The following is a 21,969-nucleotide window of genomic DNA, read 5'->3' on the forward strand; positions in this document are numbered from 1 at the left end:
ATACAACTCTTAAACAAGGCTATCATTATGAATAATTGGAGATCTCCTCTAGCTATTTTCATCGTCCTCCTTTTCTTCAGTTTCCTAAGTTCTGCCAAAGAAACTCAACTCTTCCCTGGAAAAGTCTCCGATTGGCATGGCTACACCATGTATAGCACCCCTGATACAAAAGTTGTTGTTCCTAAAAAAATTGCCGATGGTAAACCTTGGGTCTGGCGGGCGCGTTTTTGGGGTCACGAACCCCAATTTGATCTGGCGATGCTCGCAAAAGGCTACCACGTGGTTTACTGCAATGTGGGCAATATGTTTGGCAGCCCCAAGGCCGTAAAAAAATGGGACGATTTTTACAATTACTTGCGCTTTGAGCACCTTTTCGAAGATCGCGTTATCTTGGAAGGCATGTCCCGTGGTGGACTCATCATCTATAATTGGGCAGCCAAAAATCCTGAGAAAGTCGCGGCCATTTACGGTGATGCTCCCGTCATGGACTTAAAGAGCTGGCCCGGCGGCAAAGGCTCAGGCCCGGGCGCTGCTGCTGCTTGGAAGACTTGCCTCAAAGCCTATGGCTTTACAGAAGCGCAGGCACTCGCTTATAAGAAAAATCCCTTAGACAATCTCAAAGCTTTGGCCAAGGCAAAGATTCCCATTATCCACGTGGTGGGTGATATGGATAAAGTTGTCCCCGTCTCAGAAAACACCGCCATTGCCCAAGAGCGCTACAAAAAAATGGGCGGGACTTTCGAAGTCATTCATAAAAAAGATGTGGGTCATCACCCCCACTCACTCAAAGACCCCACTCCCATTGTTGATTTCATGATGAAACATACGCGCAAGAAAGTCGAAGTCTCTGCTCACGATATCGTCGGCGAGAAAAACTTCATCACCCGCAGTGATTTCAAAAATAGTCGCATTCAATTTGAGCGTAATAAAAAGGGTCATGTGGCTTTTCTTGGTGGCTCCATTACCGAAATGAATGGCTACCGTCCGATCATGATGGAGTACCTCCAAGAACGCTTCCCGCAAAGCGAATTTAAATTCACTGCTGCCGGCATTAGCTCAACTTGCTCAGATACGGGCGCCTTTCGTCTTCAGCGCGATATCCTTAGCCAAGGCCCCTTAGATATGCTCTTTGTGGAATTTGCGGTCAATGATGATCAAGATGGTATCTACAACTACAATGACGCAATTCGCGGCATGGAAGGCATTATTGCCCAAGCACGGCGCCACAATCCCAATGTCGATATAATCATGACTTTTTTCGTCAATCAAAATATTTTGCAGAAAGCGCAAAAAGGGGAAATGAATCCCTCCACTTCTGCTCATAGCAAAGTCGCTGAGTTTCATCAAGTCTCGGTCAATAATTTAGCTCAAGAACTCGCCGATCTGATCAATGAAGAAAAGGTGACTTGGCAGCGCTTCGGTGGTGTTCACCCCAAAAAATACGGCAATCAAATGGCCGCCAGTATGATTCAAAAAGCTTTAGAAAAGCAGTGGTCTCAGCCCCTTGCACAAGACGCAAAAATCACCCCACATGCCAAAAAAGAATTACTCGATCCCAAATCCTATGCCAAGGGACGTTTTCTTCCCTACGAAGATGTCCAAGTCGATGGTAACTGGCAAAAGGGTCCGCCCAATTGGAAGCAAGAAAACAAAGGCAATGTACGCACACGCTTCCAAAATAGCCCCATGATCTACACTAAGAAAGCCGGTGCCAAACTCAGCATCAAATTCACGGGAACGGCGATTGGCGCCTACATGCTTTCCGGCCCCGATGCCGGCATCATCAAATGTACTATTGATGGTAAAGAAACGAAAATCATCGACACCCTGCACAAGCATAGTGGCTTCAATTATCCCATGACTTTGATGTTCTTTAATGAACTCAAAGGTGGTGAACACACCCTCGAATTAGAGACTCTCGAAAACAAAGCAGGTCGCATCAAACCCGGTGGCTCAGCTTTCCGCGCCCTACATTTCACAGCAAATTAAGAAATGACTTCATAAGGCTTTAATTATCCGCCCGTATGGCAATACCTTCGAAGCGCCAAACTACTGCTTGACTAATTGCGGATAACAATAAGGTGCTGAATTAACTGATGAAAGCCGAGCGGGAGCTCAGCGGTCCAAATTGAGGATGACTTTATGCCGAGCGGGAGCTCGGCGGTCCAAGTTGAGGACGAATTTATGCCGAGCGGGAGCACGGCGGTCCAAGTTGAGGACGAGTCAGTTTAGTGAAACACTAATATCTGCACAACTTTAGGAAATTTATAATTTATCCGCCCGTATGGCAATACCTCCCCGCTGGAGCGAGGCGATAAGCTCTTGAATAAAATTTATGAAGCGCAAACTATAAAAGCTGTAGCATGACAAATTTTCTTGAGTTAATCATAATGAAATCGTACAACACCCTTACTATGGATCATTTATGAATAAACTCTCTTTTACTGCTCTACTACTCTGCCTACTCTCGTCTTCTCTTTTTGCGGAAAGCGCAAAGACGTGGACACCGGATCAAATTGGTTTAGGTGAATTTAGCCTTAAGCCCGACAAATCATTTTCCTATAAGCTGGTGGATCTACTCGGTCAGCCTTATGAATTGAAAATCCACGCCTTTTTTCCCAAAGATCATAAATTCACCAACAACACCCCCGCCGCACTCTTTTTTCATGGTGTAGCCATGCCATTCGGAGATTTTACCTGGGAATAATTGTGTTTCGTCAGCAGAACTTAGGAAACTGAAGAAAAGGAGGACGATAAAAATAGCTAGAGGAGATCTCCAATTATTCATAATGAGATGCCTTGTTTAAGAGTTGTATGATCAAAGTAGTTTTCTATGGTACGCACCAATATTGAAATAATTAACAACGAAAAGTTAAAATCGTTGTCTTTTTTCGATAAGAAAAAGCTACATTTTGCAGACATATGAGTGGAGAGGCTGAAGATGAGAATCCCTTGTTAAACTGAGAATAAGTGTTCCAATCTAAAATGGTGTCATGGTATAGGGTAAAAAAATTTTCACTTTTTTTTAGAAATCTATAAGCACTAGCGAAAAAAGTGGGTTTAAGAAAATAAAGTTTACCTAACTTGGAGAGCTCTGCAATGAAGAAGTTTACCTTAATCGAGATTTTAGTGGTGGTTGCCATAATCGGCATCTTGGCATCCTTACTTTTACCCTCACTTGGAAAGGCCCGTGAAAAATCTAGGCGTTCAGTATGTTTATCAAACCAAAAGCAGCTCTATCTGGGACTAGCAACTTTTAGCGATGATAATGACGGTGCTTTACCTAGCGGAACAAATGCACATGGTGTTTTTGCTATAAAGGTGGGGAACAGTTGGTATAGACATGGACAACTCTATCGCGATAATTACAATAGGGCCATCGAAACATATTATTGCCCTAGTAATACTCACTCTATAATGGGCCTCGATAAAACAAATTCTAATGGCAGTAGCGGCGGCTTCCGAACTGACGGAACATTGCTAACTAATATAACTTCTTCCTTTCAGTACAGAAATACCTTCGGGAATGGCATGAATGAGAGCCCTTCCTTTAATGCGCATTCTCCAACACTTGGCCTCATGTCAGATCACATCTCATGGCATAGTGGAAAAAACTTCTCAGAATTTCTTCATAAAGATGGCCTAAACATCATCTATCTCGATGGGTCAGGCACTTGGAATAAAGATTCAAGATTTTTATCGTTAAATATCGCAAACAATGATCACACAATAAGAGAAACACAATTTTGGCGAGAAATAGATAGGTAAAGCTAAGCGAATTCAAAATTCAATTACTCGATCTCAAATCCTTTGCCAATAGTGGCTTCAATTACCCCATGACCCTAATGTTCTTTAATGAACTCGAAGAAGGCGAACACACCCTCGAATTAGAGACACTCGAAAACAAGTCAGGCCGCATTAAACCCGGTGGCTCAGCTTTCCGCGCCCTTCACTTCACCGCAAATTAAGCCCTTAGTCTTTATTAAACTCATCCGCCCGTATGGCAATACCTTCGGAGCGCCAAGCTCCTGCTTGGCTAATTGCTGAGAAAAATATGGTACTTAGTCAATAGAATGCCGAGCGGGAGCTCAGCGGTCCAAGTTGAGGACGAATTTATGCCGAGCGGGAGCTCAGCGGTCCGAGTTGAGGCCGAGCTGGAGCTTGGCGGTCCAAGTTGAGGACGACTTCAATAAGCAATAAAATTTTGTTTTCGTTAAGACATCGTTTAGCTTGAGGGAAAGGAGCATGACGATGGATGAAAATGATAGTGCGTGGAGCAATCGAGGTTACCTACCTCATTATGACGAGAGAGGAATGTGTCAATCTTTAACTTTCCGATTGATCGATAGCATCCCACAAAAAGTGATTCGGCAATTTAAGGATGAGTTAAAAAATGTTGATCCGGAATTTATTAATCGTGAAATGCGAAAAAAAATGGAAGATATCTTATCTAGAGGTATGGGCTGTTGTGCATTCAAATACGATGAGCTAGCAGAATATATGCAGAATGCCTTGATTCACTTTGATTCTCAAAGGTATGAATTACTCGCTTGGTGTATCATGCCTAATCATGTACATGTGTTAATAAGAACAGAAGATAAATTATCAAAAATCGTTCAGTCATGGAAATCATATGTCGGTAAATATGCTCTGCAGCATAAGACTAAATTTGGGATTGCACAAGAACAAAAAGAATTTTGGCTGAGGGAGTATTGGGATAGATATATTCGCGATGAAAAACATTTAATAAAAACTATAGACTATATCCATCAGAATCCAGTAAAGGGCGGTTTATGCCAGCATGCCGAAGAGTGGCGATGGTCTAGTGCATATAAATGATGATTAAACGAGACTGCTAAGCTCCTGCTTGGCCAATTGCCGATAAATAAAGCGCTGAATTAACTGTAAAAAGCCGAGAAAAACATTCGGAGCGCCAAGCTCCTGCTTGGCTAATTGCCGATAAAAATAAGATACTTAGTCAATAGAAGGCCGAGCTGGAGCTCAGCGGTCCAAGTTGAGGACGCTTCAGTGAAATTCATGATTATCAAACAATTATCACCTTGCATGCTAAAGACTTAAAGGCTTACTTAGTTGACTCATGAAGGAACTCTATATGAAATATTGTTTATTATTTTTACTCTTTTTTTCTACAGGCCTACCAGCTCTTGAACTCATTGATCAACTCGATCAATCTCATCGTGAGAGCTTGGCTAAGTTATCCAAACAATTGCAAGAGAAAAAAGTAGCCAACAAAAAGAAACTTGAAGACCTGAAGCTTAAACTTAAAAAGAGTTTTATGACCAATGGTGACTTAGAAAATACACTCTATATGGATGCGATCCTTAAGGGAGATTCTCCCAAAGAAAAGGCTCCTGCGGAATACACAAAGCTTTTAGAATCGTACAAAATAAGTGTAAGCAATACTGAAAAAGCCTACAAAAAAGCCCAGAAATCACAGTATTTGAAAACAAAAAAAAGCGGCCAAGAAATCATTGCCGCTTATCTTAAAAAGCATGATTTAGAAGCTGCCAAGAAGACAAAAGCTTACCTTGATCGCCTAGAAGAATATCCAAGTCCTCCCAAGAATAAAACAGTCATTGTTGAGCAAAGTCCCAAAAACAACTCTTCACCGAATAACCCACCAAATGATCTCGAAAAATGGATTGTCGGATCTTGGAAAAGTCAGTTCAGCAGAATCCACACCTTTTACCCCAACCATACTGGTATAGAATATTTCCCAAACACCGATCGCTCACAAACTTTTGAATGGAGTCTGGTAGATCAAGGAATTCAAACGAAGACAGGAATAATATTTTCGAAAATTGATCAAGACCATTTACAAGCAACTGGATTCAAATGGGCGAAAAAGCCCGTTAAGTATACGAGAATCAAGAACGCTAAACCAATCATCATTCATTGATTAACACTTCTATTCATAATTTATCCGCCCGTATGGCAATACCTCCCCGCTGGAGTGAGGCGAAAAACCTTCGGAGCGCCAAGCTCCTGCTTGGCTAATTGCGGATAAATAAGGTACTTAGTCAATAGAAGGCCGAGCTGGAGCTCAGCGGTCCTAGTTTAGGCCGAGCAGAAGCTCAGCGGTCCGAGCTTAGGGTTAAGGACGCCATTATTTATACAAAAATTGTAGCAATGAGGCAATTCATCTTGTTATATATGAAGATTCTTTTTAACTTCTTTAATCCCTCATCATCCTAGGAAATAAAATGTGCTTATCGCCCTACTTTTTTGCCTTCACTCTATCGCTTTGTTTTGCGACTTTCGCAAAAGACACCTTCACCCCCTATACAGCTGATAATGTTCCTACCAATGTCATTGATTTATGGAAGGATTATGATGCTCGTGCGGAGGCCTTGGAAACCAAAATCATCAAAGAATGGAAAAAAGATGGCGTAGTGTCGCGCTACATCACTTTTAAAGTCGGGACTTTCAAGGGCCAAGATGCGCGCATCGCCGCCTATTACTGCTTCCCCGAAAATGGCAAAAAAAATCCGGCATTTGTTTGGAGCCATGGCGGGGGGCAACGCGCTGATCGCAAACGGGGTGAATACTTTGCCAAGCGCGGTTTCGCCACTGTAGATATCAATTGGTTGGGGCGCCCCATGGAAGAAGGGATTGAGGAAAACACTGACTGGGGCAAAGTCGACCCCACACAAGGGCCAGGCTTTTATAAAAAAGCCTTACGCAAGCATTGGAAACGCGGACTTGAGGCCGATGAATTTACAATTGATCCCGTAGATAGCCCTCGCAATAACAATTGGTTTCTCTTAGTTGTCGCCGCACGACGCGCCATCACTTTCCTCGAAAATCAGCCCGCAGTCAATGCCGATAAAATTGGCTTCTCAGGTTTCTCTATGGGTGGCACCATCACCTCCATGACTGCAATGGATCCGCGCCTCAAGGCCGTAGCTCCCTTCGTTGGTGGCACTGGCTTTCTTCACGAAGATTTTCCTGGACTCGAAAGAACTGGCCTCAAAGCACATTACGCAAAACCCGGCCACCTTGAGATGTATGTCAATACGGTGGATCCCTCAGCTTATTGGCCTCATGTAAAAGTTCCCGTTTTGTTCATCAATTCCACTAATGACTTCCATGCGGTCTTTGATCGCGTTTATCAAACCATGGACTTGCTCCCACACAAGAATTGGCGTGTGAGCATGAATATGCATAAAAACCATGGCCCAGGTGGTGAACAATGGATCATGCTCAACAAATGGTTTAATTTGTATCTGAAAGGCAATAATGAGCGCATGCCCGCTACGCCACCTTCGACTTTTAATTTAAAAGCCAATGAAGCGCATTTTTCCGTAAGCCCCGAAAATAACAATAAGGACTTAGTCGAGGTCGAAATCTATTACTCGCATAATCCCAATTCCATCACCCGTTTTTGGAAGCGCGCCAAAGCGACAAGTGATGGAAAAACTTGGCAGGCAAAAATTGCCCATAAGAAAAATGTGCCGCTCTATACCTTTGCCCTCTGTCGTTACAAACTTTCCAAAGAAGAGGAAACTTTGAGCGGAAATACTTCGAGCTACAGCCTGTTCTCGCAAGAGTATTCCTATGTACCCGATAATTTCAAAATCGAAAACTTAAAAGAACTCGCCAAGGATCAAGTCCTTTTCGAAGACTTTAGTCAGGGCCTGCAGGACTGGAAATGGCGTCACGGCAGTATCAATACCTATAAATTCCAAGATCCCAGCTTTGTCTACGACAATAAGAAACTCAACATCACAATTAATCCTAAACAGGATGCCTATTACCTACAACTCTCTGTTGATAGTCGATTTCTAGGAGGCGGACGCGATATCGGCCGTTTTCATTGCACCATTCCCATTACCGCTGGTGAACAAAAAGACATCGTCATCAAGACCACTGATTTCAAGAGTCACGACAAAAAACCCAAAGCTGTGCAATGGTCCCGCATCAGCAAATTTAGCCTCGCCCTCATTAATCAAAAAACGAAACAAAGAGTTAACCTCAGCACCAAAGAAGGGCTGAGCATGATCAAGTCGATCAAGCTAATTGACTAAGGAATTAGCATTCGTCCTCATGTATACTGAGAGTTTTAAGCCTAAATGGCGCTAATAGTTCAGTTCTTCAATTTTATTCTTGAACTGTAACAACTCAGCTTTTTTCTTGTTTACACTTAGTAGAATTCATTAATATAGGATCCGCCATGAGCTCCCCAAAACTAGCCCCTTTTCTCCTTTTCTTTTTCTTCATACAAAACATCGCTTTCTCCCAAGAGCTCCCTTGGGATATGGATAAAATATCACAAGCTCCTCAATGGGTCGAAACTGACTTAGTGCCTGCGCAAGGCATGAAGTCTTTATTGTACAAATCCCTTGCTTATCAAGGCAAAGAAGTCGATGTCTTTGCTTACTACGCAAGTCCTGAAGGAACACCTCCAGAAGGTGGTTGGCCCGCAGTTGTCTGTGTTCACGGTGGAGGTGGTACGGCTTTCCCTACTTGGGTAAAAAAATGGACAGATCATGGCTACGCCGCTATTTCCATGGATCTCGAAGGTCATATCCCGCTCAATCGACCCGATAAAAAAGGGCGCCAATCGACTCCAAACCCCGGTCCCTCACGCGTCGGTGTCTTTCACGATTTTGATAAGCCAATTGAAGAGCAATGGTACTACCATGCCATGGCACAAATCATGATCGCTCACTCACTTATTCGTTCTTTTCCCGAAGTCAATGCAGAGAAAACAGGATTTACAGGCATTAGCTGGGGGGGCAACCTCACCTCCTCAGTTATGGGTGTTGATACGCGCTTTAAATTTGCTATCCCAGGCTATGGTTGCGGCTACCTTCCCGCATCTTCGGGTCACCAAGGTCGCGCGATTGCAGACGGCCAACACAGCGAAGTGGTCCATAAATACTATGATGGCTCTGCCTACTTCAAAAACGTTGACTACCCCACTCTTTGGGTCAATGGCACCAATGACTTTCACTTCGACATGCCCGCTTTCCAGAAATCGGCTAATGCCGTTAAAGGGCAACTGCGTTTCGAACTCGAAATGGGCCATGGTCATGGCCCCGTTTGGAACTTAGAGGAATGTTACGCTTTTGCAGATTCCGTTGTAAAAGGCAAGCCAGGACTGATCACTTTCGAAGCCCCTCAAGCCCAAGGGAATCAAGCCTCAGTAGAATTTGCGGCCCCCGCAAAAATTGCCTCCGCACAACTGCTCTACACCCTAGAGTCCAAGCCCGTATGGCCCGACAAGAAATGGTTTGCGACTTCCGCAAAAATTGACGGGGATCAAATTAAAGCGAACCTCCCCGCTGGAACTAAAGCTTTTCTCTTTACGGCAAAAGACTCGCGTGGCTTCATGTCTAGCAGCCGTTTTATCCAACATGAAGTGGCAGGAGCCGTAAAGAAGAGTAGCGGAGACGAACTCGACTTCGCCCAACTTTATTTATCTGCGATCTCCCCTGCCGAAGGCAAAAAAGTTTTATTAGCGGATGACTTTGAAAGCGAAATCTCGAACTCAACTGAGAAAGCCTTTTCCATCACAGACCCAAAGGGAGTTGCCGGTATTCAGGAGTGGTATGACCAAAAAGCTTCTGGAGGGAAATCCCTTAAAATCAAAAATTCACCCTCGGTTGCGCATGCTTTTATGCCTTCACTCAATCAGTGGTTCCGTGGCCCCGCAGCTGTTAAAAATGGCACAGTGACTTTTCAATGTGACTTACTCATGCCCAGTAAAAATGGCAACACCATCTCCATCCAAGCTCGTGATTATAGCACGAAGCCTTCGAAGAACCTTCTCAAGCTAGAGCTTGATCAAACATTCATTACTCTAGGTAAAAAGAAACTGAGCATCAAAGCTGATCAATGGTTTCACATGGAACTTAATCTTCCGGTCAATCAAACTCAGGCTTCCATCCAAGTCAAAATATCTCAAGAGGGTGAAACTGTTCAAAGTCTCGAAATGGACTCCAGTCAAACCAAGGCTCTGAGCTGGATTGGACTCATGCTCACAGGTAAAAAACATGGTGAAGTCTTTATCGATAATTTGGTCATCACTCATACAAAAAAGTAAAATAAGGAATACCACATGAAAAAAACTTTTTGCGCTCTACTCCTTTTAAGCACGGCTTCTTTATTGGCCGAAAACACCTTTGAAAAACTCTATATAAAAGCGAGTACTCCCAGTGATTCAACGCGCATTATTTTAGCCGATAATTTTGAAAGTGGTATCAGGGCAGAAGTACAAAAACTCCTTCACTGCGAGGACCCGCAAGGCAAGGCGGGACTTTCGCTGACAAGCTCAACAAAAGCTTCCGGCTCCAATGCCCTAAAAATCCAAAACTCAACAACAGTCAAGCATAGCTTCATGCCTGCTTTGAGTCAGTGGTTCAAAGGTTCTGAAACGATAAAATCAGGGACTATTGCGGTCAATTTCGATTTCAAAATCCCTAAGGCGAAAGGAGTCGCTATTAGCATCGAATGTCGTGACTACTCAGTCAAGCCTCATCTAAGTAATTTCAGTGCTGTCCTTACCCCTATAGGCTTTCGCCTCGGTGAAATCAGTAAAGCTTACCCAACTGAGCAGTGGTTGCACTGCGAACTCACTATTCCCGTTCAGCATTCAGGAAAAAGTGTGACCATGTCCATTACTGAAGCCAATGGTACGGTTCATAAAACCGAGCTAGCTGCAGACTCAATCAAAGCGGTCAGTTGGATTGGCTTGATGATGGCTCAAAAAAACAAGAGCTACGTCTATTTAGATAACCTTGTGATAAGTCACAATTCAGATAAATCCTCCATTTAACCAGCTCATTATATACAAATCTTACAACTATGTAAACAAGCTCTTATGACTGATTTCCTTGCTTTGACTATGGATGATTACATAAGTGAATTTTTTTGAAAAATATTTAGAGATTAGCTGTAAAATATTGTTGTTAATTGAAGATAGATCTAAAAACCATCACTACTTTTCTTACAAAAAATTATAAAAACGCATCATTAAAATGCTTATTTTATCATGTTTTATAACTGGAAATCGCGGACAACAATATTAATTTTTAGTTAACCTACAAATTCAACTACAAGTCTATATGTCAGAAAACGATACAGTTAACATACCGAAGAAGTCTCTTAAGCCCAAGTTAGATAAACTTAATATTGAGCTTAAGAAGAGTAGTGAAGGCATGCCATTAGATAAGACGAAATTCTCGTATCAGGAAACTTACGATAACCTCAGACGTATTGATTACATGGAGAAATCAAAGTTTGAAATAAGTATCACCTGCGCAAACTGTGGAATTACTTCAGAGTATCATTCCAATGAACTTTTTGAAAAAGTTGAATGTCCCGCCTGCAAAGTGAAATTTCGTATTCCAGTTGAAACTGAATTATTTATTTATGATAAACAGGTTTATGAAAGCCTCTTTATTCACACTTTCAGGGCATATAACAAAGAGAATGAGTTCTATGGCGACGTGGTCGTTTATGAAAAACTAAAATCTGATGCTAGCCTAGCAGAACTCCAAGCAATTGCAGATGAATTTAAAAAATTCGAACATGCCAATTACCTTCCTCCTCGCCACGTCGATGTTGACGAGAGTACATATTACTTTAGTCGAGATAACGCCCCCTACCGCATGAACTTTTATCTCGCTAGCTTCGGCGAACTTCCCAAAGAGAGAGCCACTCACGTTTTAACTCATGTCTGCCATCTAGCGGCCAATATGGCGGAACACAGTATTTTCGGCTCATTTATGCCTTCAGATATCATGCTCGATAAGGATGGTAGAACTCTTGTCTGTGATTATGGCCTGCGCGAAAAAATTCATGTCTTAAACCCGCGTTACAACTACATCCCTATTTCTTTTTTAGCTCCCGAAGCCATTTTCGCTAAGGTTCATACCGAAGCTTCTGCGGTTTACTCTCTGGGTATTTTAGCCGCTACTTTTATTTTAGGTGAGAATCCCTTCTCAGAGAAAGATCCCCACCAAATTCATTTAGAACGTCAAAACTTCTTAAAGAACTTTGAGCAATATAAATTGCCTAGCTTCCTCAAAAAGATGCTCGCTTACAAGTCAAAAGACCGTCCCTCCTTCAATAAGTGTTCAGAACTTTTCATGCGTATGCAACTGATGGGCTAAACTCGACTTAGGCAAATTTCCTGTTTATTTCTGCTTTTTCTTAATTTTTTGTATCAATTCCCTGTAAGATCCTGTTGGTTTTTATACTTATATTTCTAAATCAACTAGGACATACACATGAAACTTTTTTTCCTCTTTGCAGGTCTCAGCCTTTCCCTGCTCGCTGTCAATGGTGACAAAAGCGATCTCACAACCGCCAATAACTGGCAAGAGCCTGCTGCTGGAACATGGAAACTCGAACTCGGTGAAACTGATGCCGAACTACGCTATACCGATTTAGCCGCTGAAAAACCTCGTTTGGAAGCCCTCAAAAAACTTGGGCCTGCAAAATTTCCTTTTACGAAGTCCGCTATCAGCACCATTAAAACAGCGGATGGTAAATTGATGGTTCGCATCCCCTGTGATGCTGATGAAAAAATTTATGGTTTCGGGCTACAGATGAAAAACATAAAGTCATCTAAAAAAGTGCTTGAGCTCAAAGTTGACCATTGGAAACTCGGTGGTGGTAAAACTCATGCTCCCGTACCCTTTTACATTTCGAGCAAGGGCTATGGCGTCTTCTTCAATACCGCGCGCTACCTAAAAGTCTACAACCAACTGGGAAATCGCAAAGATGCTCTCGATAATCCACCCGAAGTCGATCGCAATCCGCCTCCAAGTCAAAAAGGTTCTCAGCCGGGTCCGTGGCAGGCTCTTCCTGCCGCAAGTGCGGTTGAAGCCGTAGTTGACGCTCAAGGTTTAGAAGTGCTTATTTTTTCTGGCGATACCATGCTCGAGGTGGTACAGCGCTATAACCTTTACTGCGGCGGTGGAACTCTGCCTCCTCTCTGGGGCTTAGGTTTCTGGCATCGTGTTCCCGCTGCTTTTAATGAAGAAGAATGCCGCAAAGAAGTTGCGGACTTCGCAAAACATGACATTCCCCTCGATGTTCTCGGGCTTGAACCTGGGTGGATGACCAAATCTTATCCCTGTACATTTGAGTGGCAAACGGAACGTTTTCCCGACCCTAAAAAATTCACTCAAGATATGCTGAGCCAAGGTGTCCGCCTCAACCTCTGGGAAAACCCCTACATGTCAAAAGATGCTAAAATCTATAAGGACATGTACCCCCATGCCGGTTCCCACCTCGTGTGGCTCGGCATTGTTCCCGACTACAACGTTCAAGAAGCCCGAGATTTAATTACCGAGCAACACTACCGCGATCATGTGAGCATTGGCGTCAGCGGCTATAAAGTCGATGAAGTCGATGGCTATGATCACTGGCTCTGGCCCGATCACGCCACCTTTCCCTCAGGAACATCAGCCGAATCCATGCGTCAAACTTATGGTATGCTCATGCAAAAAATGTTTTACACGGACCTCTTCAAAAAACATAACACTCGTACTTACGGTCTCGTGCGCTCTAGCAATGGTGCGGCCTCCGCACTGCCTTATGTACTTTATTCAGATTCTTACTCGCATTCGGAGTATATCACAGGAATTTCTGCCGCAAGTTTAGGTGGCATTCTTTGGTCTCCTGAGGCACGTGGTGCCAGAAATGGCCGCGAATGGCTCAACCGTATTCAAACCGTGTGCTTTTCTCCAATGGCCATGCTCAATGCTTGGGCCACAGGTGCGAAACCCTGGACTTTCAAAGATGTTACTGATCCCGTTCGCGAAGTCATTAATTTGCGCATGCGCTTACTCCCCTACCTCTACACTTCCTTTGCCGACTATCACCTCAAGGGTATTCCTCCCTTCCGCGCCATGATCCTCGAACAAGGCTTTGACGAAGGTCAGAGTAAAGTGATTGCGGGTAAGCTCGATAGTGAAACCAACCCCTATGCGATGGGTCAGATCATCGAAAAAACTGATCAATACATGTTTGGCCCTTCAATCATGGTCGCGCCTTTCTATGAAGAGCAGCACTCAGTTCGCAGCGTGCGACTACCTGCCGGCAATTGGTACTGTTTTTATACAGGCAAATTCATGGGCAATAACAAAACCATTAAAGTCACTGCAAAAGAACTCAAAGATCGCATACCTCTCTTTGTGAAAGAAGGTTCACTCATTCCCATGCTCACCAAGAGTGTTAATAATAGTCGTGATGCAGTGGGCAAAGATTTAGAACTCCGCCTCTATGGTAAAAAAACCGCCACTTACTCGCTCTACGAAGATGATACCAAGACCTTTGATTACCTCAAGGGGCAATATCGTCATCGTACAATCACTTGCACCCCCGATGGAAAAATCTCGGAACAAGCCGGCAAAGGACCTGCCCTCTTTGGGAAAGTGACTCAAGTCAAAATCATGACAAAATAAGCTCCACTTACAGTTCATTTTTCATGTTTACCCAGTTAACAACTGTATAGACATCTACAGCATAGATAAATTATGGTGAAACCATTAAACTTTAAATAGCTTAGATCAAAGCGCCTGGTCAAGGGTCTTGCCAGACAGGCGGACAAAAAGTATTAGCCCATACGGCAGTATCTTGCAGGGAGAGTTCGAGAGGGACATCGTCCTTCTCGTGTGCGAAGCACCATGCCTTAAGGTATGGAACTGAGAAGGCTATTTAAGTAGTGTACCTAAAGGCACATAATTTTTACCCTCGTACTCAAGCCCACATTACTTGTGGGGCTATTTAAAGTGATATCGCTCTGCGATCTAAGTTTTCATCTTTAACGACTTAATCGTATAAATTTTTCGCCGAGCAACAGTTTTGATGCTCGGTTTTTTTTGTCTACAAAAAATAAATAACATTTTTTTTAACATTTTTGTTTCGCTCCTTAAAGTCTTATGGTTTAATAAATAAAAATCTTAAACCCTGGACGAAAAATGGATCCGTTATCATCTCAATATTCACGCAAAAAGTTCTCTCTCATTGAGTTACTCGTCGTTATCGCCATTATCGGAATCTTAGCATCGCTTGTACTTCCAGCATTAGGTAAAGCTCGTAAAAGAAGTCAAGTGGCCGTCTGTTCGAATAATTTAAAACAAATCAATACTTCCGCTTTTCTATATCAAGATGATAGTGATGGCTTTTACCCGCCAGGTTGGTACGCCGATGGTGTAAGTTGGGATGATTGACTAGGAGACTATGATGGTAGAAATATGACCGATGCTCAAAAAACAGCAGGTGGCATATATGGTCCAAAGTCGAGTGATTTTACTCAAGGCGAAGAATATGCCCCACACTACAGGTGCCCTTTGGATAATCGTTCTCCAATGGAAAATAGAGTTCTAAGGTCATATTCTCACACTCAGGCATGGTATGGCTCCACTTTTGATGCTGTCTACGATTTGGGAGGAGGCATAACTGGATATGACTACGCTAAATCAGTACCATTCTCCCGCTCCATAAGTAATATCAATCAAGCGTCACAAACTATTGCCTACACAGGACTCGCTGATCAAGACCAAACAGCTAGTAACGACAACAATCACTTGAGGTCTGGTCTGGGCATCTCTTGGCCTTGGACTGGCATACGTGCAGACCACCAGGACAATGCTGGTGTTTCACACCATGGTGATAATAAATATAATTATGCCATGGTAGATGGGAGTATTCAAAAATTCACCTTACTTCAATCTCTCGTAAAGACTAATGGGACGATCGCCACGACTTCTAATGTATTAGGCAGTAAATGGGATGCGACTAAGTAAAAGCACGAAATTTAACATTTTTTGTAACAACACTGTTAATATCTTGTTATATAGTACATATATAATCTATAGAAAAAAACTCTCATTCTAGGTTCCTTTATGCTCAAAAAACTCCTCGCTTTCAGCTTACTCTCCGCTGCTCTATCTGCTCAAGAATCCCCTGACTTATATGCACAAGTCAAACCCCTCTCTCCAGAAGAAACACTTAAAACCATTCAAGTTCCCAAGGGTTACAAACTTCAGGTCGTGGCTTCTGAGCCAATGATTACTGAACCCGTAGATTGTGTTTGGGATGCTAATGGCGACATGTATGTGATTGAGATGAAAACTTACATGCAGGATGCCGATGCTACAGGCCAGTTTGAGAAAACCAGCCGTGTGATGAAACTCACTGATACTAATGGTGATGGCGTGATGGATAAATCATCGGTCTTTATTGATGGCCTTATGCTACCCCGTATGATTCTTCCCCTCGACGACCGCATTCTCGTCTGTGAAACCAATGTCGTCGACATATATTCTTACCGTGATACCAATGGCGACGGCAAAGCCGACGAGAAAAAGATTTGGTATAAAGGTGGTAAACGAGGTGGTAACCTTGAACACCAACCCAGTGGCTTAATTTGGAATGTGGACAACTGGATTTACATGACTAAATATGGTGAGCGCTTTAAAATGGTCGACGGTAAAGTTGAAAAATCAGCTTACGGCTACCTCAATGGGCAATGGGGCTTGCACCACGATGACGATGGTAATTTTGCAGTAGGCTTCTCTGGTGCTGAAAAAAGTTTTGAATACTTTCAATACCCTGTGGTCTATGGCGCGGCTAAATTCCCCGATGAACTCGAGAAAGACTTTAATACAGTTTGGCCCATCGATAATATTCCCGATACCCAAGGGGGCGCTCGCAGATTTCGCGAAGACAACACTCTCAACCACATGACCGCAGCTTGTGGACACACAGTTTATCGCGGTGAGTTGATGCCAGAGTTTTATGGTAATTACCTGGTTACAGAGCCCGTAGGCCGCCTCATTCGCATGGCGAAAGTCGATACTTCCCTCGGTTTCAAACAGATGCGCAACGTCTACCCCAATTCCGAATTCATTCGCTCAACAGATCCCAACTTCCGTCCCGTCAACCTCAAAACGGGTCCCGAAGGTGCACTCTATATTGTGGATATGTATCGTGGTATTATCCAAGAAGGAAACTGGACCAAAAAAGGCTCGTATCTTCGTAAGGTCATTGATCAGTACGGCATGGCGAAAACGATTCAACATGGACGTATCTATCGCCTCGTCCCAGAAAATTACTCAGCAAAAAGTACTCGCCCAGAAATGCTCTCCAAGAGCTCTGCAGAAATTATTCCCTTACTCGGTCACAAAAATGGTTGGGTCAGAAGTACCGCAAGGAAACAACTTATTCTTCGCAATGATAAAAGCATCGTAGCAAAACTCAAAGCCGCTTTACAAGCTTCGCAAAACACGCAAGAAAAGATCGAATTACTTTGGACTCTCGAGGGTCTTCAGGCACTGGATCCCGCATACGTGAACTCTCTCTTAAAGTCATCTGACGGTCGTTTTGCGGCTCACGCATTACGCGCATCAGATCCTTGGTTACAGGCCGCAAATCCACAAATCATTGCCGCTTATAAAGACATTTTACAAAACTCTCAATCAAGTCCAGTCCTCAATCAAGCTTTCCTTAGTATCAAAAAGTATGGCCAACATCATTTAAGTGCTGATTTCACCAAATTTACTCTGGCTCAAAAAGACCATCCAGAAATCAAACATCACATCGCTCAATGGGATAGAGAGAAGGAACATTACCGCAAACATCGCGAAAAAATGATGGCACTCAAAGGCAAGGGACCCGTTTTCGAAAAAATGATGAAGACAGGTGAAAAACACTACAAGTCACTTTGTTTTGCTTGTCACGGCGCTAACGGCGAAGGTACGCCCATGGCTGGAACTCAAACCACTTTGGCTCCACCACTCAAGGGCTCTGCGAGGGTTCTCGGCAAAAAAGATACCCTCATTAAAATTGCCCTCCACGGTTTAGCTGGTCCTGTAGATGGTAAAACTTACCCAGGCGCCATGGAATCGCTAGCTAGTCATAATGACAAATATCTCTCTGATGTCCTCACCTATCTCAGGAACTCATGGGGCAATAAAGCTGCACCGATTACTGACAAGGATATTAAATCTATTCGCAAGAAAAATAGAGCCCGTAAAACTCCTTGGACACTCGAAGAATTAGCAAAAAAATAAACCCTTTTTGAGTCCTCCTTACGTATCAGCGAGGACTCAATATTAACAAAGTTTTAAATTGCTTATTCTAAATATTTTATAACGCAATTAGTTCTGTTTTTGTAACAGGTTTTATATCTTGAAGTTTACCATCCCAACCTAAAAAACTGGGATCGTGTATGAAACGAAAAAACTTTTCACTAATGGAACTCATGGTAGTTCTAGCCATAATTGGCATCTTGCTTTCTTTTTTATTCCCCACACTTAAGCGAGCGCGTTTCCAAGCAAAATCCGCTTCCTGTGTCAATAACTTAAAACAAGCTGGCGCTGCTATATATTTGTATGCAGGCGATAATGAAAACTACCTATTTACTAATAATTTCATCAATACATTAGCTACTAAACAAGTATGGATGTACTCAGACGATGGAGATGATACCAATGATTTATTTGGTGAATTTCATGGTGGTGAAGCAGGCTACCTAGAAATTTATTTAGGTGATGACGAAAGTGCTTACAATTGCCCCGCTTCGACTCACGCATCAGATGATTTTGGTTCAACGACTGATCCATGGGGACCGACGACTCGACAAGGGGTCTATACAGCTTTCCCCGCCTATGGAGCAAGTCGACGCAAGTTAACCAATAACTTTAGTGTTCATCCTTTTCTTGATGAACTCGCCGACATTGATGGCTATAGTCGCAAACCAATTTTGTTTGACCCGATAATTGATAAAAGCCCTTGGCTGGCTAATCCTTGGGTCTCATGGGATACAAGCACTTCTAAAATTCACGATATGGAAAGAAACAAAATCCCTGTATTGATGGATGACCTCAGTATTGCGAGAGGTGACATGACTCCATGGCCTGAAAATAGTTTAAATCCCCATGATGGTTCCATGTATATGTTTATCAAAACTCTTTACTAAATTCATTTTTATAGGTAAATCGGCTCCGTACCATTTTTCTTAGTCGCAATGGTACGGAGCTTTTTTTATTTTAAACTTATCTCCTAGCTCTCACGAGCCAGGCTGAACTATACCGTACCTTCGGTACTCACGTGGAATGCCGAAGGCATGGTATACCTTAGCCCAATGGCGTCAGCCTTGGGGGATGAAATACACGATGAAAATTGAATACCAAGGGCATGACATAGATCTCATAAGGGTAGGGAAGACTCCTTGCGGAGTCTCCCCTCCTTCCGAACCGTACGTGCGGTTCTCCCGCATACGGCTCTCCAGTCAGTGCTTACTCCGAAGAGACTGAAATTCCAGTTTCCAGGCTTCCTCCAGTGAAAAGAAGCCTAGATCTGTAAAGTAGGCTTTATTGTATTTACGAGTATCAATCATGCGATGAGAACCTTTCTTGCGATTATATTTGGCTATAATACTGCGCAGTCTTCTGCGTGTAAATTCATCTATACCTCGCATTGCATACACAGTGGAGTGCTTGAAGTATTGATACCATCCGAGAAGATTTGGCCGAAGGTAAGCAATTATGTCCTCTATTGAGTCCTTATTGCTTCTCCTCGTTTTCTTGCGTATGGCATCTTTGCATTTCTTCAGGCTCTGCTTCCTTGGCCAACGTTTAATGCGATGTGTATTTCGCGTTCTCTCGAAATGGTATCCGAGAAACTCGAAGTACTCGCACTTCTCTGTCATGTCGGCAATTCGCGTTTTTTCTGGATGAAGTTTCAGCCCATTGGCTTTCATCCACCTTCGCGTTTTGCGCAATGCCCTTTTGGCTGATTCTTTACTTTTACACATGATCAGGAAATCGTCTGCATAGCGCACTATCTCGAATCCAGCCTCGGTCATCTTGTGATCAAAGAGATCAAGATAGATATTTGCTAACAGAGGACTGATAATTCCTCCCTGCGGTGTACCTTCTTCAGGTTCCCAATGTTTGAGACCATCAAAGATATTGGCTTTGAGGAATTGTTCGATCAGATCAAGAATTTTACCATCAATGATCTTTTCCTTGACTCGACTCATGAGTTTCTCATGTGGTATAGTATCGAAGTAGCTTTGGATGTCGGCATCCATAACATAGAGATAGCCCTGCTTTAACAATTCATTCACTCGTCTAAGTGCATCCTTGCAACCCAGCTTTGGACGAAATCCAAAACTGTAGGGCGAGAAGTCGATATCGAATATCGGCTCTATCACATGTTTCAGAGCTGTTTGAACTACTCGATCACGCACTGTGGGTATTCCCAAAGGTCTGGTCTTTCGACCATCACCTTTTGGGATTTCCACTCGGCGCACTGCACTGGGATCATACCTTCCATCTTGCAGTTCTTCGAGAAGCTTAGCATTATTATACTCCAGCTCTGATTCGTAGCGCTCGATTGATACCATGTCCACTCCATGTTTGCCCTTATTTGAACACACTTTCTCCCAAGCCTCCATAATATTATTCTTACGCATCAGCTTATCTGATAAGCTGTACCACTTGCCTCTTTCAACTCCTCTATGAAGAGTTTTCAGCATCTGATCCGTCCAGACAGAAGGTGACGCCCACGCTTGTATTTCAACAAAGCGTTCATCTCGTCGTAATATTTGTTTAGCCATTTCTGACATTCTTATATTCCTTCTATTCTTTTCTTCTCAGTTTCACCTTCCTGCCCCCCTTTGCTCCAGTGACTTTCACCACCTTCATCGCTACTATGAGGGCTCTGACTCCTGCGTGGCGGATTAATCCGTACTGCCCACACAGGTCTCCCTACTTGATCCACAACACCTTCACACCATTCCGTCACCAAACACCTGTCAGCGTCTATACACCGCTTTTCTTTCCGCCTTTCTTCAGCGTGTATAACTTGAGCAGTTGGCTTACTTCGCCCTCAGGCTACGCAGCTCTTCCTCCCGCTCTCTGGTCTTCGCCATGATATAGCAGGCTCGACACCCTGACCGGCCGAAACGCGTTCGTCATCCTACGGACTGATATTTCGTCTAGGCCCTACTACCCACCCCGTTTCACAACGACGCAGTTGACTTCGACTACAGGGCTGACGGTCAACCCTGACGAGGTCTTTCACCTCGCTGATGTTGTGTACGCATAGGCGTACTATATCGTACCTTTGGTACTCAGGTTTTTTGATCGACCTTATCTCCTAGCTCTCACGAGCCAGGCTGAACTATACCGTACCTTCGGTACTCACATGGAATGCCGAAGGCATGGTATACCTTAGCCCAATGGCGTCAGCCTTGGGGGATGGAATACACGATGAAAATTGAATGCCAAGGGCATGGCATAAAGCCTTATACCGTACCCTGGGTACTCCGGCACTCTATTTTTTCGATCAAAAAATCTCATTTTTGAATCGAGTTTTGGAAATCACACTTGTCATCGATAAATCTATGGATAATTTGATGGCCGGTGGAGGGATTGTTCGTAACTTTTAATACTCATACTTAAGATTATGAGTTCAGATTTCTTATAAGCGATCACGAAAAACGCCTAAGTTATTGAATCAAAAACAAAGGAATAATACAATGAAAAAAATAATGACAATCTTATTCATGCTTATGTCTCTAAACCTTGTAGCAGAAGGGCTAGAAGCACAAAAATACCACTCTCGTGGTGAGGTTACAGTGACAGCAGCCTGCCCAGCATTCCCCGTCCTGGAAATGATCCAGGCCTTTTTGGATAATGATCTGGAAAAGGCGAAGTCCTATGGAACTGAGAATTATACAAAGTATGTCAAATATTCTACTTCAGGTTGGGATGCAGCAGTTAAAGAATTTAAAGATGATTGGGATAAAAAGGAACCTATCCGATTTAGGTTTGATCCCGATGAAAAAAAGGCAGGAGATTCTATTGTTGAAGTATTATATCACAAGGGAGATAGAACTTTTAGAAATAAATACCGTATCAGACAAATAGATGGTGTGTATAAAATCGTTCCTTTTCAGTGATTTTATTTAAACTCAGG

19 protein-coding genes are annotated in these 21,969 nt (G+C 43.2%); 17 read left to right on the forward strand and 2 right to left on the reverse strand.

What is annotated here, in order from left to right; all coding sequences use genetic code 11:
• The first annotated feature begins 27 nt into the window (after window positions 1-27).
• From LNTAR_RS02255 to LNTAR_RS02320, 15 genes are all read left to right on the forward strand, one after another.
• A complete protein-coding gene (locus LNTAR_RS02255; RefSeq protein ID WP_007277003.1) occupies window positions 28-1,989 on the forward strand; it encodes an SGNH/GDSL hydrolase family protein in 1,962 nt (653 codons plus the stop codon).
• A gap of 436 nt (window positions 1,990-2,425) precedes the next feature.
• Window positions 2,426-2,707 (forward strand): hypothetical protein, encoded by a 282-nt coding sequence (locus LNTAR_RS02260; RefSeq protein WP_007277004.1) that lies wholly within the window; start codon window positions 2,426-2,428, stop codon window positions 2,705-2,707.
• 392 nt (window positions 2,708-3,099) lie between these two features.
• Window positions 3,100-3,768 carry a type II secretion system protein gene (locus LNTAR_RS02265; RefSeq protein ID WP_007277005.1) on the forward strand — a complete coding sequence of 223 codons (669 nt, stop codon included), beginning with the start codon at window positions 3,100-3,102 and terminating at the stop codon, window positions 3,766-3,768.
• A 68-nt stretch (window positions 3,769-3,836) separates the two neighbouring features.
• Complete coding sequence (locus LNTAR_RS28145) at window positions 3,837-3,968, forward strand: hypothetical protein (protein ID WP_274377906.1); 132 nt, start codon at window positions 3,837-3,839, stop codon at window positions 3,966-3,968.
• A gap of 283 nt (window positions 3,969-4,251) precedes the next feature.
• Window positions 4,252-4,839, forward strand: a complete 588-nt coding sequence (locus LNTAR_RS02270) for an REP-associated tyrosine transposase (RefSeq protein WP_007277007.1) — start codon at window positions 4,252-4,254, stop codon at window positions 4,837-4,839.
• Window positions 4,840-5,113: 274 nt separating this feature from the next.
• Window positions 5,114-5,920, forward strand: a complete 807-nt coding sequence (locus LNTAR_RS02275) for a hypothetical protein (RefSeq protein WP_007277008.1) — start codon at window positions 5,114-5,116, stop codon at window positions 5,918-5,920.
• Between the two features lie 304 nt (window positions 5,921-6,224).
• Window positions 6,225-8,048, forward strand: a complete 1,824-nt coding sequence (locus tag LNTAR_RS02280) for an alpha/beta hydrolase family protein (RefSeq protein ID WP_007277009.1) — start codon at window positions 6,225-6,227, stop codon at window positions 8,046-8,048.
• 146 nt (window positions 8,049-8,194) lie between these two features.
• The gene (locus LNTAR_RS24965; RefSeq protein ID WP_007277010.1) at window positions 8,195-10,069 is read left to right on the forward strand and encodes an alpha/beta hydrolase family protein; all 1,875 of its coding nucleotides are present in this window, start codon (window positions 8,195-8,197) and stop codon (window positions 10,067-10,069) included.
• A 15-nt stretch (window positions 10,070-10,084) separates the two neighbouring features.
• Complete coding sequence (locus LNTAR_RS02290) at window positions 10,085-10,801, forward strand: hypothetical protein (RefSeq protein ID WP_007277011.1); 717 nt, start codon at window positions 10,085-10,087, stop codon at window positions 10,799-10,801.
• 289 nt (window positions 10,802-11,090) lie between these two features.
• A complete protein-coding gene (locus LNTAR_RS02295; protein ID WP_007277012.1) occupies window positions 11,091-12,140 on the forward strand; it encodes a protein kinase domain-containing protein in 1,050 nt (349 codons plus the stop codon).
• Window positions 12,141-12,257: 117 nt separating this feature from the next.
• Window positions 12,258-14,441 (forward strand): glycoside hydrolase family 31 protein, encoded by a 2,184-nt coding sequence (locus tag LNTAR_RS02300; protein WP_007277013.1) that lies wholly within the window; start codon window positions 12,258-12,260, stop codon window positions 14,439-14,441.
• Between the two features lie 516 nt (window positions 14,442-14,957).
• A complete protein-coding gene (locus LNTAR_RS02305) occupies window positions 14,958-15,209 on the forward strand; it encodes a type II secretion system protein (protein WP_007277014.1) in 252 nt (83 codons plus the stop codon).
• Window positions 15,210-15,233: 24 nt separating this feature from the next.
• Window positions 15,234-15,785 (forward strand): hypothetical protein, encoded by a 552-nt coding sequence (locus LNTAR_RS02310; protein WP_007277015.1) that lies wholly within the window; start codon window positions 15,234-15,236, stop codon window positions 15,783-15,785.
• 99 nt (window positions 15,786-15,884) lie between these two features.
• Complete coding sequence (locus LNTAR_RS02315; protein WP_007277016.1) at window positions 15,885-18,053, forward strand: DUF7133 domain-containing protein; 2,169 nt, start codon at window positions 15,885-15,887, stop codon at window positions 18,051-18,053.
• 158 nt (window positions 18,054-18,211) lie between these two features.
• Entirely contained in the window at window positions 18,212-18,961 is a 750-nt protein-coding gene (locus LNTAR_RS02320) for a type II secretion system protein (RefSeq protein ID WP_007277018.1), read from the forward strand.
• A 312-nt stretch (window positions 18,962-19,273) separates the two neighbouring features.
• Here LNTAR_RS02320 and ltrA read toward each other — a convergent pair whose 3' ends face one another.
• Both ltrA and LNTAR_RS27025 read right to left on the reverse strand, forming a co-directional pair.
• A complete protein-coding gene (gene ltrA, locus LNTAR_RS02325; RefSeq protein ID WP_007276687.1) occupies window positions 19,274-20,614 on the reverse strand; it encodes a group II intron reverse transcriptase/maturase in 1,341 nt (446 codons plus the stop codon).
• A gap of 2 nt (window positions 20,615-20,616) precedes the next feature.
• Window positions 20,617-20,793, reverse strand: a complete 177-nt coding sequence (locus LNTAR_RS27025) for a hypothetical protein (protein WP_007276686.1) — start codon at window positions 20,791-20,793, stop codon at window positions 20,617-20,619.
• A gap of 478 nt (window positions 20,794-21,271) precedes the next feature.
• Here LNTAR_RS27025 and LNTAR_RS27030 point away from each other — a divergent pair, with 478 nt between their 5' ends.
• The gene (locus LNTAR_RS27030; protein ID WP_007277019.1) at window positions 21,272-21,439 is read left to right on the forward strand and encodes a hypothetical protein; all 168 of its coding nucleotides are present in this window, start codon (window positions 21,272-21,274) and stop codon (window positions 21,437-21,439) included.
• A gap of 90 nt (window positions 21,440-21,529) precedes the next feature.
• Window positions 21,530-21,952, forward strand: coding sequence for a hypothetical protein (locus LNTAR_RS02330; RefSeq protein ID WP_007277020.1), 423 nt, complete (start codon window positions 21,530-21,532; stop codon window positions 21,950-21,952).
• The last annotated feature ends 17 nt before the right edge of the window (window positions 21,953-21,969 follow it).

Source organism: Lentisphaera araneosa HTCC2155, from assembly GCF_000170755.1.
Classification (GTDB): domain Bacteria; phylum Verrucomicrobiota; class Lentisphaeria; order Lentisphaerales; family Lentisphaeraceae; genus Lentisphaera; species Lentisphaera araneosa.

Bases quoted from the DNA above. Each gene is read 5' to 3' on its own strand.
- LNTAR_RS02255 (WP_007277003.1), top strand. From the start codon at position 28: ATGAATAATTGGAGATCTCCTCTAGCTATTTTCATCGTCCTCCTTTTC.
- LNTAR_RS02260 (WP_007277004.1), top strand. From the start codon at position 2,426: ATGAATAAACTCTCTTTTACTGCTCTACTACTCTGCCTACTCTCGTCT.
- LNTAR_RS02265 (WP_007277005.1), top strand. From the start codon at position 3,100: ATGAAGAAGTTTACCTTAATCGAGATTTTAGTGGTGGTTGCCATAATC.
- LNTAR_RS28145 (WP_274377906.1), top strand. From the start codon at position 3,837: ATGACCCTAATGTTCTTTAATGAACTCGAAGAAGGCGAACACACCCTC.
- LNTAR_RS02270 (WP_007277007.1), top strand. From the start codon at position 4,252: ATGGATGAAAATGATAGTGCGTGGAGCAATCGAGGTTACCTACCTCAT.
- LNTAR_RS02275 (WP_007277008.1), top strand. From the start codon at position 5,114: ATGAAATATTGTTTATTATTTTTACTCTTTTTTTCTACAGGCCTACCA.
- LNTAR_RS02280 (WP_007277009.1), top strand. From the start codon at position 6,225: ATGTGCTTATCGCCCTACTTTTTTGCCTTCACTCTATCGCTTTGTTTT.
- LNTAR_RS24965 (WP_007277010.1), top strand. From the start codon at position 8,195: ATGAGCTCCCCAAAACTAGCCCCTTTTCTCCTTTTCTTTTTCTTCATA.
- LNTAR_RS02290 (WP_007277011.1), top strand. From the start codon at position 10,085: ATGAAAAAAACTTTTTGCGCTCTACTCCTTTTAAGCACGGCTTCTTTA.
- LNTAR_RS02295 (WP_007277012.1), top strand. From the start codon at position 11,091: ATGTCAGAAAACGATACAGTTAACATACCGAAGAAGTCTCTTAAGCCC.
- LNTAR_RS02300 (WP_007277013.1), top strand. From the start codon at position 12,258: ATGAAACTTTTTTTCCTCTTTGCAGGTCTCAGCCTTTCCCTGCTCGCT.
- LNTAR_RS02305 (WP_007277014.1), top strand. From the start codon at position 14,958: ATGGATCCGTTATCATCTCAATATTCACGCAAAAAGTTCTCTCTCATT.
- LNTAR_RS02310 (WP_007277015.1), top strand. From the start codon at position 15,234: ATGACCGATGCTCAAAAAACAGCAGGTGGCATATATGGTCCAAAGTCG.
- LNTAR_RS02315 (WP_007277016.1), top strand. From the start codon at position 15,885: ATGCTCAAAAAACTCCTCGCTTTCAGCTTACTCTCCGCTGCTCTATCT.
- LNTAR_RS02320 (WP_007277018.1), top strand. From the start codon at position 18,212: ATGAAACGAAAAAACTTTTCACTAATGGAACTCATGGTAGTTCTAGCC.
- ltrA (WP_007276687.1), bottom strand. From the start codon at position 20,614: ATGTCAGAAATGGCTAAACAAATATTACGACGAGATGAACGCTTTGTT.
- LNTAR_RS27030 (WP_007277019.1), top strand. From the start codon at position 21,272: ATGCCAAGGGCATGGCATAAAGCCTTATACCGTACCCTGGGTACTCCG.
- LNTAR_RS02330 (WP_007277020.1), top strand. From the start codon at position 21,530: ATGAAAAAAATAATGACAATCTTATTCATGCTTATGTCTCTAAACCTT.